Annotated in this window: 15 protein-coding genes and 1 pseudogene; 9 read left to right on the forward strand and 7 right to left on the reverse strand. The window is 72.1% G+C overall.

Annotation, left to right across the window (positions count from 1 at the left end; translation table 11 throughout):
- Positions 1-17: 17 nt before the first annotated feature.
- A pseudogene (locus IE251_RS42315) lies at positions 18-104 on the forward strand (DUF881 domain-containing protein); the annotation flags it as partial.
- 472 nt (positions 105-576) lie between these two features.
- Here IE251_RS42315 and IE251_RS18540 read toward each other — a convergent pair.
- A complete protein-coding gene (locus IE251_RS18540; protein ID WP_229896837.1) occupies positions 577-1,056 on the reverse strand; it encodes a MarR family winged helix-turn-helix transcriptional regulator in 480 nt (159 codons plus the stop codon).
- Positions 1,057-1,211: 155 nt separating this feature from the next.
- Between IE251_RS18540 and IE251_RS18545 the strand changes: the two genes are divergently transcribed.
- From IE251_RS18545 to IE251_RS18570, 6 genes are all read left to right on the forward strand, one after another.
- Positions 1,212-2,444 (forward strand): MFS transporter, encoded by a 1,233-nt coding sequence (locus tag IE251_RS18545; RefSeq protein WP_189754102.1) that lies wholly within the window; start codon positions 1,212-1,214, stop codon positions 2,442-2,444.
- Positions 2,444-3,439 (forward strand): LLM class oxidoreductase, encoded by a 996-nt coding sequence (locus IE251_RS18550; protein WP_189754103.1) that lies wholly within the window; start codon positions 2,444-2,446, stop codon positions 3,437-3,439. Before IE251_RS18545 ends, IE251_RS18550 begins: the two co-directional genes overlap by 1 nt.
- Before the next feature lie 35 nt (positions 3,440-3,474).
- Positions 3,475-3,987 carry a MarR family winged helix-turn-helix transcriptional regulator gene (locus tag IE251_RS18555; protein ID WP_189754104.1) on the forward strand — a complete coding sequence of 171 codons (513 nt, stop codon included), beginning with the start codon at positions 3,475-3,477 and terminating at the stop codon, positions 3,985-3,987.
- A 256-nt stretch (positions 3,988-4,243) separates the two neighbouring features.
- A complete protein-coding gene (locus tag IE251_RS18560; protein ID WP_229896838.1) occupies positions 4,244-5,416 on the forward strand; it encodes a class II D-tagatose-bisphosphate aldolase non-catalytic subunit in 1,173 nt (390 codons plus the stop codon).
- A gap of 70 nt (positions 5,417-5,486) precedes the next feature.
- Positions 5,487-6,743: a protein kinase family protein gene (locus IE251_RS18565; RefSeq protein WP_189754105.1), complete on the forward strand. Its 1,257-nt coding sequence runs from the start codon at positions 5,487-5,489 to the stop codon at positions 6,741-6,743.
- 118 nt (positions 6,744-6,861) lie between these two features.
- On the forward strand, positions 6,862-7,521 hold the full coding sequence (locus tag IE251_RS18570; RefSeq protein ID WP_189754106.1) for a histidine phosphatase family protein: 660 nt from the start codon (positions 6,862-6,864) through the stop codon (positions 7,519-7,521).
- Between the two features lie 102 nt (positions 7,522-7,623).
- Here the strand turns inward: IE251_RS18570 and IE251_RS18575 are convergent, their stop codons facing one another.
- Both IE251_RS18575 and IE251_RS18580 read right to left on the reverse strand, forming a co-directional pair.
- Positions 7,624-8,649 (reverse strand): esterase-like activity of phytase family protein, encoded by a 1,026-nt coding sequence (locus IE251_RS18575; protein ID WP_189754107.1) that lies wholly within the window; start codon positions 8,647-8,649, stop codon positions 7,624-7,626.
- A 53-nt stretch (positions 8,650-8,702) separates the two neighbouring features.
- On the reverse strand, positions 8,703-9,626 hold the full coding sequence (locus IE251_RS18580; protein ID WP_189754108.1) for a serine hydrolase: 924 nt from the start codon (positions 9,624-9,626) through the stop codon (positions 8,703-8,705).
- A 274-nt stretch (positions 9,627-9,900) separates the two neighbouring features.
- Between IE251_RS18580 and IE251_RS18585 the strand changes: the two genes are divergently transcribed.
- Positions 9,901-10,257: a peptidase inhibitor family I36 protein gene (locus tag IE251_RS18585; RefSeq protein WP_189754109.1), complete on the forward strand. Its 357-nt coding sequence runs from the start codon at positions 9,901-9,903 to the stop codon at positions 10,255-10,257.
- A gap of 51 nt (positions 10,258-10,308) precedes the next feature.
- On the opposite strand, the gene IE251_RS18590 is transcribed toward IE251_RS18585, so the two are convergent.
- Entirely contained in the window at positions 10,309-11,067 is a 759-nt protein-coding gene (locus tag IE251_RS18590) for a GntR family transcriptional regulator (protein ID WP_189754309.1), read from the reverse strand.
- Between the two features lie 242 nt (positions 11,068-11,309).
- On the opposite strand from IE251_RS18590, the gene IE251_RS18595 reads away from it, so the two are divergent.
- A complete protein-coding gene (locus IE251_RS18595) occupies positions 11,310-11,720 on the forward strand; it encodes an ATP-binding protein (protein WP_189754110.1) in 411 nt (136 codons plus the stop codon).
- Here the strand turns inward: IE251_RS18595 and IE251_RS18600 are convergent.
- From IE251_RS18600 to IE251_RS18610, 3 genes are read right to left on the reverse strand one after another with little or no spacing between them, the layout of a single operon-like run.
- Positions 11,708-13,393 carry a thiamine pyrophosphate-binding protein gene (locus tag IE251_RS18600; protein WP_189754111.1) on the reverse strand — a complete coding sequence of 562 codons (1,686 nt, stop codon included), beginning with the start codon at positions 13,391-13,393 and terminating at the stop codon, positions 11,708-11,710. The two genes, IE251_RS18595 and IE251_RS18600, sit on opposite strands and share 13 nt — an antisense overlap.
- On the reverse strand, positions 13,390-14,370 hold the full coding sequence (speB, locus tag IE251_RS18605) for an agmatinase (RefSeq protein WP_030618710.1): 981 nt from the start codon (positions 14,368-14,370) through the stop codon (positions 13,390-13,392). Before speB ends, IE251_RS18600 begins: the two co-directional genes overlap by 4 nt.
- 55 nt (positions 14,371-14,425) lie before the next feature.
- Positions 14,426-15,892, reverse strand: coding sequence for a sodium:solute symporter family protein (locus tag IE251_RS18610; RefSeq protein ID WP_189754112.1), 1,467 nt, complete (start codon positions 15,890-15,892; stop codon positions 14,426-14,428).
- Between the last annotated feature and the right edge of the window lie 115 nt (positions 15,893-16,007).

A 16,007-nucleotide genomic window follows, 5' to 3' on the forward strand; every position in this document is an offset into this window, starting at 1 on the left:
AGTGCCCGGACGCCTCCATGTCGTTGATCACCGACGTCATGGACCACACCCTCGACGACGGACACGCCGGGGCCACCGCCCGGCGGAAGCCCGCGGGCGAGGGCAGTCCGCACGCCGTAGGCCGGCGGTAGCCGGCAACGCCCTGGGCCGGTCCGGGAACGGGCCGGCTCGGAGCCGTCCGCCGCCGGGCCGCAGCAGCGGACGGAACGGAGCCTGCCGAGCCGACGGCCCGCCGCCCCCACCGGCCCGGCCCGGAAGCCCGGCGGCGGACTCACCGGCCACGGCCTCGTCCGGGACGGCCCTGCGGCCGGCGGCGGCGCCGAGGGCGGCTGTCCCGAGGAAGGCCCCTGGCGAGGGCACTTCCACGAGGGGGCCTCCGGGAGGACCGCTCCTGACGACGCCGCGAGCCCGCCCACCCCGGGACCACCGGGCACGATCAGAAACCGGGGCGAGGCCGCCCGCAGGCACAGTCCCGGCCGGCGACGACACGTGCCCCGCCCCGGAAACACGCGCCCGCACGCACGGCCCGGCGTCGGCGACCGTGTGCGTCCGCTTGTCCGGGCCCCGGTGGCGCTGTCAGGCGCGGGACTTGGGGTGGGCCGCCTTCGCGAGCCATGCCGCGGCCGGGGCGAGGTCCTCGTCCTGGGCCGCCTCGGCCAGCGCGGCCTCCAGGGTCTCGACGTAGACGACGCGGGCCTCCTCCACGCACGCCCGTCCCTTGTCCGTGATCTGCGTGTAGACGCCCCGCCGGTCGTGGGGGCACAGGTACCGCTCGGTCAGGCCGAGCTTCTCCAGCCTGCCGACGAGCCGGCTCAGGGAGCTCTGGTTGAGGGGAATGGAGTCGGCCAGGAACTGCTGGCGCAGATGGCCGTCGTCGTCCGAGTACGCCAGCGCGGACAGGGTCGCGAACTCGGAGACCGACAGGCCGTGCGCCGCCTGCAGGGCCTTGGCCAAGGCGTCCTCGATCCGCGCCATCAGAATTCGCATCGTCTGCCAGCGCTGCTCAAGGGCAGTGGGCAGCTCGATGACGGGACTCACCTGACCGACGAGCGGCACGCCAGGCTCCTCTCCTCCGCGATGGTGCTGGTCTTCTCACAGTACATTGGCCGCATCCGCATGTCATGTATAAGCAATCATTGCACCGCCGTAATATGCACGTACATACTACTGCCTGCCCCACCCTCCTCAGCACGCAGAAGGACGGACATCCCATGCCCATCGCTCTCCTCGCGCTCGCCTTAAGCGCGTTCGGCATCGGCACGACAGAGTTCGTGATCATGGGCCTGCTGCCCAACGTCGCCGACGACCTCGACGTCAGCATCACCTCGGCGGGCCTGCTCGTCACCGGCTACGCGCTCGGCGTCGTCGTCGGCGCCCCGGTCCTCACGGCGGTCCTCGGACGGCTGCCCCGCAAGAAGACGATCCTCATCCTCAGCGGCATCTTCCTCGTCGGAAACCTGCTGTGCGCCGTGGCACCCGCCTACGGCATCCTGATGGTGGCCCGGTTCGTCACCGCCTGCGCCCACGGCGCCTTCTTCGGCATCGCCTCGGTCGTCGCCGCCGAACTGGTCACCAAGGACAAGCAGGCCAGCGCCATCGCCATGGTGTTCACCGGCTCCACCGTCGCCAACGTGCTCGGCGTGCCCCTCGGCACCTTCCTCGGGCAGCACTTCGGCTGGCGCTCCACCTTCTGGGCCGTGACCGCCATCGCCCTCATCGCCACCATCGGCATCGCCGTCCTCGTGCCGAACATCCGGCAGGACAACCCGCCGAGCTTCCGCGCCGAGATGCGGGTCCTCAAGCGGCGCCAGGTCCTGCTCGCCCTGCTCATCACCGTCTTCGGCTACGGCGGTGTCTTCACCCTCTTCACCTACATCACGCCCCTGCTCACCGACGTGACCGGGTTCGCCGAGTCCACCGTGAGCTGGCTGCTGGTCCTGTTCGGCACCGGCCTGTTCATCGGCAACCTCGTGGCCGGCAAGGCCGCCGACCGCCGGCTGATGCCCACGGTGTACGTGGTGCTGCTCGCGCTGGGCGCCGTCCTGTTCGCCTTCAGCTTCACCAGCCACGACAAGACCGCGGCCGCCGTCTCCGTCCTGCTGCTCGGCGCCACGGCCTTCGGCACCGTACCGCCCCTGCAGATGCGCATCCTCGCCAAGGCCAGCGACGCCCCCGCCGTCGCCAGCGCCTTCAACATCTCCGCCTTCAACGTGGCCAACGCCGGCGGCTCCTTCATCGGCGGCCGGGTGATCGACACCGGCCACTCCATGACCGCCCTCGGCCCCGTGGCCGCGGTCATCTCCCTGATCGGCCTGGGCATCGCCGCCTACTCCGGCTGGCTCGACACCCACGGCAAGCCCAGCGACCGGGACATCGCGGACCAGCCCGGGGCCACCGTCGACCGCGCCGTCGAGGGCGCCGCCCCCTCCCCGGCGGAGGCGTGATGACCGACGCCCCCCAGCCCGCGGCCACGGCCCGCCCCGACGCGCTCGGCCGGCTGGTCCCCGCCCCCGGCCGCCTCACCCTCGGCGTGGAACTGCCCCTGGACAACGACTGGTCGCGGGAGGGCACCCGGCGCGCCCGGGCGGACGGCCGGCCGTCCGGCGTGCCCGACCTGAGCCGCCACCGGGAACTGGCCGCGCTCGCCGACCGGCTGGGCTTCACCGCGCTGTGGATGCGCGACGTACCGCTGTGGGACCCGGGGTTCGGCGACGCCGGCCAGGTCTACGACCCGTTCCCCTACCTCGGCTATCTCGCCGCCGCCACCGAGCGCATCCTGCTGGGCACGGCCGCCGTCGCCCTGCCCCTGCGGCACCCGCTGCACATAGCCAAGATGGCCGCGACCGTCGACCGGCTCAGCGGCGGCCGGCTGCTGCTCGGCATCGCCTCCGGCGACCGGCCCGTGGAGTACCCGGCCTTCGGCCTGGACCACGCCGGGCGCGGCCAGGCGGTCCGCGACGCCGTCCGCGTACTGCGGGAGGCGTGGACGGACGCCGGGCAGGGCGACCCGCACCGGCTGCTCGTGCTGCCCGCGCCGGCTCAGCGGACCGTCCCGCTGCTCATGGCCGGGCACGGCCGGCAGACCCCCGAGTGGCTGGCCGAGCACGCCGACGGTCACTTCACCTATCACCGGCCGCCGGCGGAGATGCGCCCGGTCGCGGACCACTGGCACGCCCTGTGCGGGCCCGGCCGGCCGCGGCCCCTGCTGACCACCATGCTGGTCGACCTGGCGGACGACCCGGACGCCTCCGCGCAGCCCTTCCGGTTCGGCGCGCGCCTGGGCCGGCACGCCCTGGTCGACTACCTGAAAGGACTGGAGAAGACCCGGGTGGCGCATGTCGCCCTGAACTTCCGCAGGAGCCGGCGGCCGGTCGACGACGTGCTGGCGGAGATCGCCGAGCACGTACTGCCGGAGTTTCCCGGGCCCGGCTCTATGTGAAGCGTCCCAGCGAGGAGAAAGCGAGGTACTCCACCGTGGCCGATGACGAACTCTCCACCTCGGCGTGGCGGGAGCTGCAGTCACTGTGCGCGCAGGTGGACAGAGCCCTGGCCGCAGCGCTGCACCGCTTCAAGCTGTCCGTGCAGGAGTACCAGGCACTGGATCACCTCCATACGCACCGGGGATGTGCCGTGCGGGTGCAGGACTTCGCCGACGCGGTGCGTCTCAGTCACAGTGGGGCCACCCGGCTGATCACGCGGCTGGAGCGGCGGGAACTGGTCGCCCGCCGGCTGTGTGCCACCGACCGGCGCGGGATCGAGGTGGAACTCACCACCGCCGGTCAGGAGTTGCTCGGCCGGTTACAGCCGGTCCGCGCCGCCCTGGCCGGTGCCCTCAGCGACGCGGGCGCACGTTTGGCCGACAGCGCCCTGGCCTGCGTACTGCGCACGGCCAGGGCGGACGGCGGCGGCCCGGGCGCCCCGCGGCAGGCCCCGCCACCCGCCGCGGCACCGCGCCCCGACCGCGTCCGAAGGCCGGACCGCGTGTGACGGCCTGACCGCGTCCGAAGGCCTGAGCGCGTCCCACGGCCGGACCGCTCGACCGCGCGGGCGACTCCCCCGCTCCCCGGGAGCCGCCCCGCGCCGGTTCGTACCCGGCCGTTCCCGCGTCGTCCCGCCGGGCCGGGCGAAGGTCCCGGCCGACGAAAGAGACACGAAGTCCCCAGGAAAGAGGCGTCACCGAGGGTTGCTCCTGACCGGCACTGTGCGGCACCGCACAGTCTCCCCGTTCACGGAGGACCCACACGTGACCAACCCGACGAATTCCGCCGACATCGCCGTGCCCTCCCGTCTCGGCGTGGGACCGATGTCGAAGAACGCCGTGGACGCGGCGATCCAGGTGGCGTACCGGCGCAAGCGCCGTCTGATGCTGATCCCCAGCCGCCGCCAGGTGGAGGCCGCCGAGCAGGGCGGCGGCTATGTGGAGGGCTGGACGACCGAGTCGTTCGCCGAGTACGTCCGGTCCCGGGACCCCGAGGGCCTGATCCTGCTGTGCCGCGACCACGGCGGCCCCTACCAGAACCCGCAGGAGAGACTCCAGCGCTACTCCGTCGAGCAGGCGATGAAGTCCGCGGCCGAGTCGTACGCCGAGGACATCCGCCAGGGCTTCGACCTGCTGCACGTCGACACGTCCGTCGACCTCGACGGCGTCGCCTCCCTGGAGGACGCGATCGACCGGGCGGTGGAACTGTACGGCCAGTCCGTGGAGACCGCGCGCTCGCTGGGCCGAGCCACCCTGTTCGAGATCGGCTTCGAGGACCAGGGCAGCGACACCAACGACCCCGAGGAGTTCGAGGAGCAGGTCACCACGGCCCTGGAGCGGCTGAAGGGCGCCGGGCTGCCGCTGCCGACCTTCATCGTCGCGCAGACGGCCACGAAGGTGATGGAGACGCGCAACGTCGGCGCGCTGACCATCGCGCCGTTCGCGGTCGCCTCGGCGGTGCGCTCCCTGGTCGCCGTCACCCGGCGGCACGGCATCGCGCTCAAGGCCCACAACTGCGACTACCTCAGCCGCGACCAGCTGCGCTTCCTCAACGCGGCCGGGGTGGACGCGCTCAACGTGGCGCCCGAGTTCGGGGTGGTCGAGACCCGCGCCTTCCTGTCCCTGCTGGAGGAGCTGAACCTGCCGGTGCAGCGCGAACGCTTCCTCGAGGCGGCCTACGACAGCGGCTCCTGGGCGAAGTGGATGCACCCGCAGACCACGGCGAGCGACACCGACCGGGCGGTCATCGCCGGTCACTACACCTTCGCCACCGAGGACTTCCAGGCGCTGAAGGAGGTCGCCGGTCACTTCGCCGCGAAGAAGGGCATCGATGTCGACGCCCGGCTGCGCGACGCGGTCGACCGTGCCATCGACCACTACGCCGAGGCGCTGCCCGACGGCGTCTCCGCGGGCCGGGACACCGCGGTCGCCGTCTGACCCTCCCCCCGACGGTCCGTCCGTCGCCCCCACCGGCCGAAGGGCCATACACCGAACGAGGTTGCAGCTGATGGCTGTTCAGAACGCAACGGTCCCCAACGACGAGAACCCGTCGGCCCCCGACGTGGGCGCCGTGGAGGACGCCCTGCTCGGCGAACTGGCCGAGCGGATCGGCGGCGCCCTCACCGAAGAGCTCACCGAGGGCGGCTCGCCGGCCCGCCTGGTCAAACTCGCCCTGCCGGGCGGCGGTCTCCAGGTCGTCAAGCTCCTGGTCGACATACCGGGCGCCGTCGACGGCCACGACCTGGACTCCTTCCGGGTCAAGATCCGGCAGATCGAGAAGATCCGCGCGGAGATCCCCGAGCTGCGCGAGGTGTACACCGAGCTGTCCGACGAGTTCCACGGGGACAACTGGTCGGCGTACACCATGCCGTTCTACGCGAACCAGGACATCGCCGCCCCGCTGCGGGCGGGCGAGGACGTGGAGAAGCGGTACACGCCCCAGCTGCGCCGCATCCTGTCGGACCTGGTCGGGCAGGGCTATCTGCGCAGCAGCGAGGAGACGGCGCCCGGGCACATCGCCGAGGTGCACGCCGACCGGCTCATCCGGCGCTACTGGCTGCTGCAGAAGTACCTGCCGGACGCGCTGGTCGACGCGGAGACGATCACCGTGAACGGCGTCGTCTGCCGCAACCCGCTGCGGCTGGCGCAGACCCTGGTGGACCGGCCCGAGCTGACGGCCGGGGTCGATCCGGCCCGCCTGTACTACCCGGTCCACGGCGACCTCAACACCCGCAACATCCTCGTACTGGACGACGCGGCCGTGAGCGCCGGCCGGGGCGGGTACCGCATCATCGACCCGCGCGGCACCCTCGGGCACTGGGACCCCGCCTACGACCTGTCCAAGATCCTGTTCAGTTTCACGGTGTGGGACGCCGGTCTGCGCAAGGGCTTCCGGCTGGCCGAGGACGCCGGGGAGTGGCAGGTGGCCATCGAGGGCGGCACCTACCCCGCCTACCGGGCCGCGGCCCACGGCCTGCTCGGACTGCTGCGCGGCCTGCCCGCGTTCCAGCGGCTCACCGCGGACGACCCCGGCTGGGAGAGCCGCTACCTGCTCGGGCACGCCTTCCACCTGCTCGCCGAGGCCGCCTGCCGGCTGTCCGACATCAAGAAGCGCACGGGTGAGGACACCGCCGACCAGCTGGACCCGGTCGACCTCGCGACGGGGCACTACCTCTACGGGGTCCTCTTCCTGGAGGACGCCGTGCGCCAGCTGGAGGCCGGGGGCCGCGTCGACCACGACGCCGCGCTGTCGCTGCTGGGCTGACCCGGGCCCGGCCGGTGGCGGTCCGCCCGGAGGGACAGTGGCTCCCGGGCGGACCGCCCGCAACCCGAGAAGGGCACACCACCAGCCGCGGGCCGCGGGAAGGAAGAACGAGGTCGAAGTGATCCGCCTGTTCCTGGTCCGGCACGGGGAGAACCCGGCCAACGTCCACCACATCCTGTCCTTCCGGCGAGCGGACTTCCGGCTGACGTCGCGCGGGATCCGGCAGGCCGAGGCCCTCGCGCCCCTGCTGCGCCGGCCCGGCCGCGGGCCGGACACCGCATGGTGGTCCTCCCCGCTGCGCCGTGCGCGGCACACGGCCGAGGTACTGGCCCCGCCGGGGACCGGCATCCGGGTCCTCGAGGGGCTCAGGGAACTCGACGTCGGCGAACTCGACGGCTCCGGCCGTCCCGACGACCGCGACGCCTACGAGAAGGTGATCGCCGCCTGGCGGCTGGGCGAGGAAACCGCGCGCTTCCCCGGCGGTGAGAGCCTCGCGGAGGCGGTCGAGCGGTTCGAGACGTCCCTGCGCACCGTCACGGACGACCGGGCGGAGGGATCGGCGGCCGTCGTGGTCGGGCACGGGGGCCTGTTCACCGAGGCCCTCACCGTCCTGCTGCCGCCCGCCGACCGGGCCCTGTTCGAGCGGGCGCACCGGCCCCGCTGGCTCAACTGCGAGGCGGCGGAACTCACGGCCCGTACGGACCCGGACGGCCGGCTGCGCCTGCGCTGGGCGGGCTGGCTGTCCGCGGCCCGGCCCGCCGCCGGAGCCACCCCGTGAGCCGTCCCCCGCCCGGGGGTGAGCCACTGAGCGCGTACAAGGGCCCGGAACGTCCTCGCAAGAGGAGGTTCCGGGCCCTTGCCGTGAGAGCGGGGCCGGTCCTCAGATCCGTACCCGCAGGGCGTAGAACCGTGTGGTCTGGGCCGGGTTCTGGTTGTCGTCGCTGACCAGGAGGACCTTCAGGCGGCCCTTGGTGTCGCGGCCGGTCACCGTCATGCCCTCGATGTTGTCCAGCAGGGGGTTGGGCTGGGGCTGCCTGGCCGTGGCGCCGAGCGACGGGCAGGCCGCGATGTCGGCGAGCAGGGTCTTCGTCACCAGCCGGACGCCGCTCTGGCCCGTCAGGTTCTCGATGTCCCGGGTGTCGGTGGCGTGGCGGGGGTCGGCGAGGTAGAGGCGGACGGTGTTGCCGACGCCCGCGGTGAAGCCCCGCTCCAGGACGAGGAGACGGCCGTCGGGTGTCGCCTGGACCTCGGGGACGCCGAGGCCGGGGTCGGTGCGGTAGGCGTACTGGGCGGCGGGCGTGAAGCGGCCCCGGTGGCCCCGCCAGGTCTGGAAGCGGACGATCCCGGCGGAGTCGCCGGCTATCGCGTACTCCATGGAGGCCAGCAGGGTACGGCCGCCGGGCAGCAGGGTCAGACCCTCGAAGGTCTGGTTGGCGGTGGCCCGGCCGGCCGGGGCGACCCGGAGGGCGGCGGGCACCGGGAGCCGGTCGAGGAGGCGGCCGTCGGGGCCGTAGCGGCGGACGGACGGCTCGGTCTCGGAGGAGACCAGCCGGGTGCCGTCGCGGTCGACGACCAGGCCCTCGGAGTCGAGGTCGGCGCCCTTCTCGTCGGCGAGGCGGACGACCCCCTCGGGCCGGAGGGTACGGGCGTCCAGCCGGAACAGGGACGAGCGGTCCCCGAGGGCCGCGAGCGAGCCGTCCCGGTCCACGGCGAGGGCGGAGAGGTTGCCGGTGTACGTGCCCTCGTACGTCGTCTTGTCGAGCGCGTCGGAGAAGCGGTCGAGGACGACGTACGGCGAACAGGCGTGGCGGTCCGGCGAGTGGGCGGCGGCGGGTCCGGCGGCGGTCAGGGAGGTGACCGCCGCCAGGCCGGCGGCGAGGCCGGCGCATACGGTCTTCAGGCGCATGGCCGTCACCGTAGGGCCGGCTAGTGACGTGCGGGAAGCCGCCTCGTGAAGCGTCAGCCCTGCGGCGGCGCGGCGACGAACGCCTCGCGCGGCTGACTCGTCGGCGTGAAGCGGGTGACGCCGGAGGTGGTCGGCACCAGGTCCTTGTGGATGGCCTTGGCGACGTTCTGGATGGTGGTCACGCCGTAGTTCATCGTGCTGTTGTCCTGCGTCAGCACGGTGATCATGTAGTCGTGGCCGGCGCCCTTGAAGGTGCCCAGGCTGTGCACGCGCCAGCCGTGCGTGGAGCGCTGCAGCCAGCCGTTCTTGACGTGCACGGAGACGGAGGACGGCGCGCCGGCCGGGGTGCCCCAGCGCTGCGAGGAGACGACCTGCCCCATCAGCTTCTGGATGTAGTCGCGGGAGTTGTCGCTCAGCACGCTGTTCTTGGCGGTGATGAGCTGGAGCAGCTTCTGCTCGTCGTTGACGTTCTCCTGGGTCAGGCCCCAGTAGCCGCCCGTGCCCGGCACGGTCTTGGTCATGCCGGCGGCCTGGAGGAAGCCCTTGATCTTCGTCATGCCGAGCTGCTTCCAGAGCTTGCTGGTCGCGTTGTTGTCGGACTGGGTGATCATGGCCTTGGCGAGCGACTGCTCGGTGCTCGTCAGGAACCGGTTGTGCTTCTTGGCGTCCCACAGCAGCGTGGCGAGCACGGTGACCTTGACGGTGCTGGCCGAGTCGTAGGCGCTGGTGGCCCGCAGGGTGCAGGTGGTCTTGGTGCTGCGGTCGTAGAGGCCGACGGCGACGGTGCCCTTGCGGTTCGACAGGGCGGCCGTGATGTCCTTCTTCAGCTTGGCGGCGAGGCCCGCCTTGGCCGACGTGCAGGTCACGGTGGGCGTGGCCGCGGCGGCCGGGGTGGCGGCGGTGACGGCGGGTATGAGCAGCGCGGCGCTGACGACGGCCGCGAGCGCGCCGGCCCGGCCGGTGGTCCGGTGAGTCATGGAAAAAGTCCCCTTGAAGGTCCGGGCGTCCCCCTGAACGCCCTTGAGCGCACTGGTGCGCCGCCTTAGTGGACTCGCCAGGACTGCCGACGGTTGCACGTACGTTCGGAAAGACGGGGTTGCTCACCACTGGGGTCCTACTAGTCCCACTTCTTCCCTCACACCGGCGAAGCGGAAGTGACCGCCGGGCGTGTCAGGACAGCCTGCCCTCACCATGACGGTGCCCGGCGCACCGTCCTGCCGGCCACCCCGACTCCTGTCTCTGGAGAGCCCCATGAAGCAGCTCCGCTCCTGGACGCTGGCCGCCGCCCTCGCCCTGACCGCCGTACTCCTGCCCACCCAGACCGCGACCGCCAAGGCGGCCCAGCCCTCCTGCCCCGACGGCTCCGTCTGCTTCTGGAGCGGCGAGAACTTCGGCGGCTCCTCCTGGGAGTGGACGTCCCGCAGCGGCTACCGCGACATGCCGTCGTTCCTCCACGACCACGTGGGCTCGTTCGTCTCCTCCACCCGCGCCTGTTTCATCAACTGGGGCCCGGTGGAGAAGCGGGACGTCTTCAACGGCGACTGGCGCTCCCGCTACCTGAGCGACTTCGGCGGCCGCATCGACGGGGTGGGCCCGGGCGGCTGCTGACCCACGCCGTCCGCGCACCGACTACGAGGTCTGAGGAAGCAGTTGGCCCCCTCAGGCCTCGAAGTCGTACTCCAGCACATAGGCCGACGAGTCCAGCACCATCTCATTGACCTCGACCGCGAGCCCTTCGGCGTCGAAGGCGGTACGCGCGACCAACACGACCGGCACCCCCACCGGCAACGCCAGCCGCTCGGCCTCCTCCGCGCCGGGCATCCGGGACCGGACCTCCTCCCGGAACCGCACGGGCCCGCGCCCCAACTCCGCGAGCCGCGCGTACGTGCCACCGGGCCCGGTATCCGGCCGGGTGATCGCCGTACCCGCGACAAGCGCGGCCGGCAGATAGGACGTGGACAGCAGCACGGGCTTGCCGTCGAGCACGAACCGCCGCCGCCGGACACAGACGTTGGTGTCCTCGCCAAGCCCCAGCACCGCCGCCACGGCGGCGGGCGCCGCCTCCTCCGTCACCTCGACCGAGTCCACGACCAGTTCCCTGTCCCCGATATCGGCGGACCAGATCGAACGCCCCGCACCCCACCGCTCCCGCGCGAGCCGCTCGATGCCCCGGCGGCGGATGGGCCTGAAGTCGCGGACGAACACCCCGGCACCCTTGCGGGCCTCCGCGATGCCCTCCGCCTGGAGCACGCCCAGCGCCTGCCGTGCCGTCATGCGGGCGACACCGTGCTCGGCCATCAGGTCGTTCTCACCGGGCAACCGGTCCCCCGGCCCGTACCGGCCGGCCTCGACCGCCGCGCGAAGCTCCGCCGCGATCCGCTGGTACTTGGGCTGCCGCCCCGTCTCCCGGCCGCTCATCCAGACCTCTCCTCCGATCATCTCTAGACATCCTAGGCATCAGAGGTCTCCCAGCCCCAGTCAGACGGCGTCCGCATTCGGCCATCCAGGGCCACTTCTCTAGAGATGTATTGCGGCGAGTCTCCGTCAAGGCTTTACTTCTCACATCTCTAGAGATGTAGCCCATCCTCGCCTGTGGCCTGATCACCTCGGAGGCCCCCGTGCCAGACAACGGCACCCAACGAGCGCCCGGTTGCCCCGGCATGACGGAAGTCCAATGGCGCCTGCCCCACGGCCCGCGCAGTGCCGGACGCGCCCGTGCCCTACTCCGCGCGCAGCTCACTGAGTGGAAGATCGACGGCGAAGTCGCCGACAACGCTGAGCTGTTGCTCGCGGAACTGATGAGCAACGCCATCCGGCACGCCCGGAGCCCGGCCGGCCGGGAGATCGGCGTCCGCATCGCCCGGTACGACGGCCGACTGCGGGTAGAGGTGGCCGACGCCAACCATGCCCGGCCGATGCCGAAGACGGCGGCGACCGACGACGAACAGGGCCGCGGTCTCGCCATCATCAGCGCCCTCTCGGTGCGTTGGGGCTGCTGTCCCCGGCGGCACGGCATCGGCAAGGCGGTCTGGTCCGAACTGCTGCTGACGCCCCTCGCTCAGCCCAGATGAGTCGGTGCGAACATCCGGAGCACCGCCGGGAGTACGACCACCGACGGGCCCGGGGTGTTCAGGGCTCTGGTCAAGTCCTCTTGGAGGGTTTCCGGGGTCGTGTGCAGTCCCGTCACGCCGAAGGATTCCGCCAGGGCCACGTAGTCGGGGCGGTGGAGTTCCGTGGCCGTCGGTTCGCCGAAGGCGTCCGTCATGTACTCGCGGAGGATGCCGTAGCCGCCGTCGTCGATGATCAGCCAGGTGACGGGGAGGTCGTACTGCTTGGCCGTGGCCAGTTCGGCGATCGAGTACAGGGCTCCGCCGTCGCCGGAGACCGCCAGGACCGGGCGGGTCGGGTCGGCCGCCGCCGCGCCGAGGGCCGCCGGGAAGCCGTAGCCGAGGCCGCCCGCGCCCTGGGCGGAGTGCATGAGGTTCGGGCCCTGCGCGTCGAACGCCGACCAGGCCCAGTACGCCAGGATCGTCATGTCCCAGAAGGACGGGGAGTCGGTGGGGAGGGCCTGGCGGACGGACGACAGGACCTGCTGCTCCAGGGTCAGGTTCTGGCCGTCTATGCGGGCCGCCACCTTTGTCAGCAGCTCGCGTACGCGCTCCCGCGCCGTCTCGTCCGGGCGGTCCTCGACCGTCTCCAGCAGGGCCTGGAGGGCCAGGCGGGCGTCCGCGTGGATGCCCAGGGCCGGGTGGTTGGACTCCAGTTTGCCGAGGTCGGCCTCGATCTGGATCACCCGGCCCCGGGGCTTGAACGTGTGGTAATTGGAGGAGAGTTCGCCGAGGCCCGAGCCGATCACCAGCAGGACGTCCGCTTCCTCCAGGAAGTCCGTGGTGTGGCGGTCCTCCAGCCAGGACTGGAGGGAGAGGGGGTGGTTCCAGGGGAACGCGCCCTTGCCGCCGAACGTGGTCACCACCGGCGCGTTCAGCCTCTCCGCCAGCAGCCGCAGCTTCCCCGAGGCGTCCGACCGTACGACCCCGCCGCCCGCGATGATCGCCGGGCGCTCGGCGTGGGACAGCAAGTGGGCGGCCAGGGCGGTCAGTTCGGGGCGCGGGGGCAGGTCGTCCGGGGTGGCGTCCGGCGCCGTCACCACCGGCAGGGACGTCTCCGCCAGCAGCACGTCCTGCGGGATCTCCACCCACACCGGGCCGTGCGGTGCCGTCAGCGCCGACTTCCAGGCCGCCGCGATCGCCGACGGGATCTGGGACTGGCTGCGGACCGTGTGAACCGACTTCACCACGTCCCGGAACGACGCCGGCTGGTCGGGGAGTTCATGGAGGTAGCCCTTGCGGGCCCCGCCCAGGCCCGCGACCGGGATCTGGCTGCCGATCCCCAGCACCGGCGCGCTGGCCGCCGCCGCCTCCTGGAGCGCGGCCAGCGACATCAGCGCCCCCGGACCCGTCGAGAGAAGCAGCGGGGCCGCCTCGCCCGTGACCCTGCCGTACGCGTCGGCCGCGAAGCCCGCGTTGTTCTCCACCCGGAGGCCGACGTAGCGCAGCGCGGAGCGGCGCAGCGCGTCGAACATGCCGAGGGCGTGCTGGCCGGGCAGGCCGAAGACGGTCGTCGCGCCGAGCCCGGCCAGCGTCTCCACGACCAGGTCTCCGCCGTTGCGCCCCGGGGGCGGGTTCAGGGCGGCGGTGATCTGCGCCGGCGTCGGGCGGAGTACCAGGTCGTGGTCGTGGGTCACTTCGCTTCAGCGTCCTTCCGGGCCGCGGCGATCTGGCGGCTCATGATGGTGGTCAGTTCGTAGGCGGTGTGGGAGGCCGCGACCGAGGTGATCTCGGCGTGGTCGTACGCCGGGGCGACCTCGACCACGTCCGCCGAGACCAGGTTGCACGACGCCAGGCCGCGCAGGATCTCCAGCAGTTCGCGGGAGGTCATGCCGCCCGCCTCGGGCGTGCCGGTGCCGGGCGCGTGCGCCGGGTCCAGGCAGTCGATGTCGATGGAGATGTACAGCGGGCGGTCGCCGATGCGCTGGCGCAGCTGGTCGGCGATCTCGTCGGCGCCCCGGCGGTAGACGTCCGCCGAGGTGACGATGCCGAAGCCCATCTTCTCGTCGTCGGTGAGGTCCTGCTTGCCGTACAGCGGGCCGCGGGTGCCGACGTGGGAGAGGGCCGAGGTGTCGAGGATGCCCTCCTCCACCGCGCGCCGGAACGGGGTGCCGTGGGTGTACTCGGCGCCGAAGTAGGTGTCCCAGGTGTCCAGGTGGGCGTCGAAGTGCAGCAGGGCCACCGGGCCGTGCTTCTTCGCCACCGAGCGCAGCAGCGGCAGCGCGATGGTGTGGTCGCCGCCGAGGGTCATCAGGCGGGCGCCGGTGCCGAGCAGGTCGTCGGCGGCGGCCTCGATGGTCTCCACGGCCTCGTTGATGTTGAACGGGTTCACCGCGATGTCGCCGCCGTCGGCGACCTGCGCCAGGGCGAACGGGGAGGCGTCCTGCGCCGGGTTGTACGGGCGCAGCAGCCGGGACGCCTCGCGGATGGCGTTGCCGCCGAAGCGGGCGCCGGGCCGGTACGAGACGCCGGAGTCGAACGGCACGCCCACCACGGCCACATCGGCGGTGCCGACCTCGTCCAGGCGGGGCAGCCGGGCGAAGGTCGCGGGGCCGGCGTACCGCGGGACGCGGGAGGAGTCGACGGGGCCGCGGGGCGTCTCGTTGCTGCTCATACTGAAATGCCTTCTTTCTTGCGCTTCATCGCGCATGTACTGCTTTCCCATGACTCTACTGGTGAGCCGGGACCGTTTCGGACGACAGTTCGGAAGGCCGCCCGGCGAGCCGCTCGCGCCAGACGGCGAGGACGGCCTCGTCGGTGGGCCGGGTGGCCAGGGAGACGGCGACATAGGCCACGAGGGAGGCCAGCAGGCCGTAGTAGACGGGTTCGTTGGCGAGGATGCCGTAGCCGGCCATCAGGCCGATGACGGACAGGCCGCCGACGGCGACGGAGGCCAGCGCCCCCTGGGCGGTGCCGCGCTTCCACAGCAGGCCGCCGAGGATGGGCACCAGCAGGCCGCCGACGAGCAGGTTGTAGGCCACGGTGAGCGCCTCGACCACGTCGTTCAGCGCGATCGCGGTGCCGATCACGGCGAGGCCCATGACGAGGATGAAGGCGCGGTTGCCGGCGACCTCGTCGTGCTCCTCGTGGTCCCCGGAGCGCTTGGCGAGGCCGCGCAGCCGGGACCAGATGTCGTTGTTGGCGACCGTGGCGCAGGCGATCAGGGCGCCGGAGGAGGTCGACATCACGGCGGCCAGGGCGGCGGCCAGCACCAGGCCGCGCACACCGACGGGGAGTTCGTCCTTGACGATGGTGGCGAAGGCGTCGTCGGGGCTGCCCAGGTCCGGGTAGAGCACCTTGGCGGCGGTGCCGATCACCGCGCCGGCGAGGGCGTAGGCCAGACAGTAGGTCCCGGCCACCGTGCCGCCCCAGCGGGCGGTGCGGTCGCTGCGGGCGGTGAACACGCGCTGCCAGATGTCCTGGCCGATCAGCATGCCGAAGGTGTAGATCAGCACGTACGTGAAGATCGTCTCGCCGCCGACGCCGAGCGGGTCGAAGTAGGAGGTCGGCAGCTCGGCCTTCATCTCGGCGAAGCCGCCCGCCTTGACCACCGCGACGGGCAGCAGCAGGAGCAGCACGCCGATCGTCTTGACGACGAACTGCACCATGTCGGTCAGGGTGATGGACCACATCCCGCCGAGGGTGGAGTACGCCACGACGATCGCGCCGCCGAGGACGATCGCGACGGTGCGGTTCACGTCGAACAGCACGTCGAAGATGGTGGCGTAGGCGATGGTGGAGGTCACCGCGAGCATCAGCGTGTACGCCCACATGACCAGGCCGGAGATCACGCCCGCCCGGCCGCCGTAGCGCAGGTCCAGCATCTCGGAGACGGTGTAGACCTTCAGGCGGGCGATGCGCGCGGAGAAGAACACGGACAGGGCGAGGAGCCCGAGGCCGATGGTGAAGACCATCCAGGCGCCGGACAGGCCGTACTGGTAGCCGAGCCCCACGCCGCCGATGGTGGACGCGCCGCCGAGCACGATCGCCGCCATGGTGCCGGAGTACATGGCCGGGCCCAGGCGGCGGCCCGCCACCAGGAACTCGCTCTTGGACTTGGCGCGGCGCATGCCCCACCAGCCCATCGCCAGCATGCCGGCGAGATAGACGACGATCACTGTGTAGTCGACGGCCATGGGGCGGCCCTCCTTCGCGCACTGTCCGGTGGCGTGTCGTGCAGATCCTTCGGTGTCGGCAGCGGCTCGCGGGGACATCCGCCCGTACCCGCGGCTGCCGTGCTCACCTGACAGT

The sequence above is a fragment of the Streptomyces eurythermus genome (genome assembly GCF_014649115.1).
GTDB classification, from domain to species: Bacteria; Actinomycetota; Actinomycetes; order Streptomycetales; family Streptomycetaceae; genus Streptomyces; species Streptomyces eurythermus.

Excerpts from the sequence above, each read along its gene's own strand:
- IE251_RS18575 (WP_189754107.1), bottom strand. The coding sequence starts at position 8,649 with ATGCGCCTGAAGACCGTATGCGCCGGCCTCGCCGCCGGCCTGGCGGCG.
- IE251_RS18545 (WP_189754102.1), top strand. The coding sequence starts at position 1,212 with ATGCCCATCGCTCTCCTCGCGCTCGCCTTAAGCGCGTTCGGCATCGGC.
- IE251_RS18590 (WP_189754309.1), bottom strand. The coding sequence starts at position 11,067 with ATGAGCGGCCGGGAGACGGGGCGGCAGCCCAAGTACCAGCGGATCGCG.
- IE251_RS18585 (WP_189754109.1), top strand. The coding sequence starts at position 9,901 with ATGAAGCAGCTCCGCTCCTGGACGCTGGCCGCCGCCCTCGCCCTGACC.
- IE251_RS18610 (WP_189754112.1), bottom strand. The coding sequence starts at position 15,892 with ATGGCCGTCGACTACACAGTGATCGTCGTCTATCTCGCCGGCATGCTG.
- speB (WP_030618710.1), bottom strand. The coding sequence starts at position 14,370 with ATGAGCAGCAACGAGACGCCCCGCGGCCCCGTCGACTCCTCCCGCGTC.
- IE251_RS18565 (WP_189754105.1), top strand. The coding sequence starts at position 5,487 with ATGGCTGTTCAGAACGCAACGGTCCCCAACGACGAGAACCCGTCGGCC.
- IE251_RS18580 (WP_189754108.1), bottom strand. The coding sequence starts at position 9,626 with ATGACTCACCGGACCACCGGCCGGGCCGGCGCGCTCGCGGCCGTCGTC.
- IE251_RS18595 (WP_189754110.1), top strand. The coding sequence starts at position 11,310 with ATGACGGAAGTCCAATGGCGCCTGCCCCACGGCCCGCGCAGTGCCGGA.
- IE251_RS18550 (WP_189754103.1), top strand. The coding sequence starts at position 2,444 with ATGACCGACGCCCCCCAGCCCGCGGCCACGGCCCGCCCCGACGCGCTC.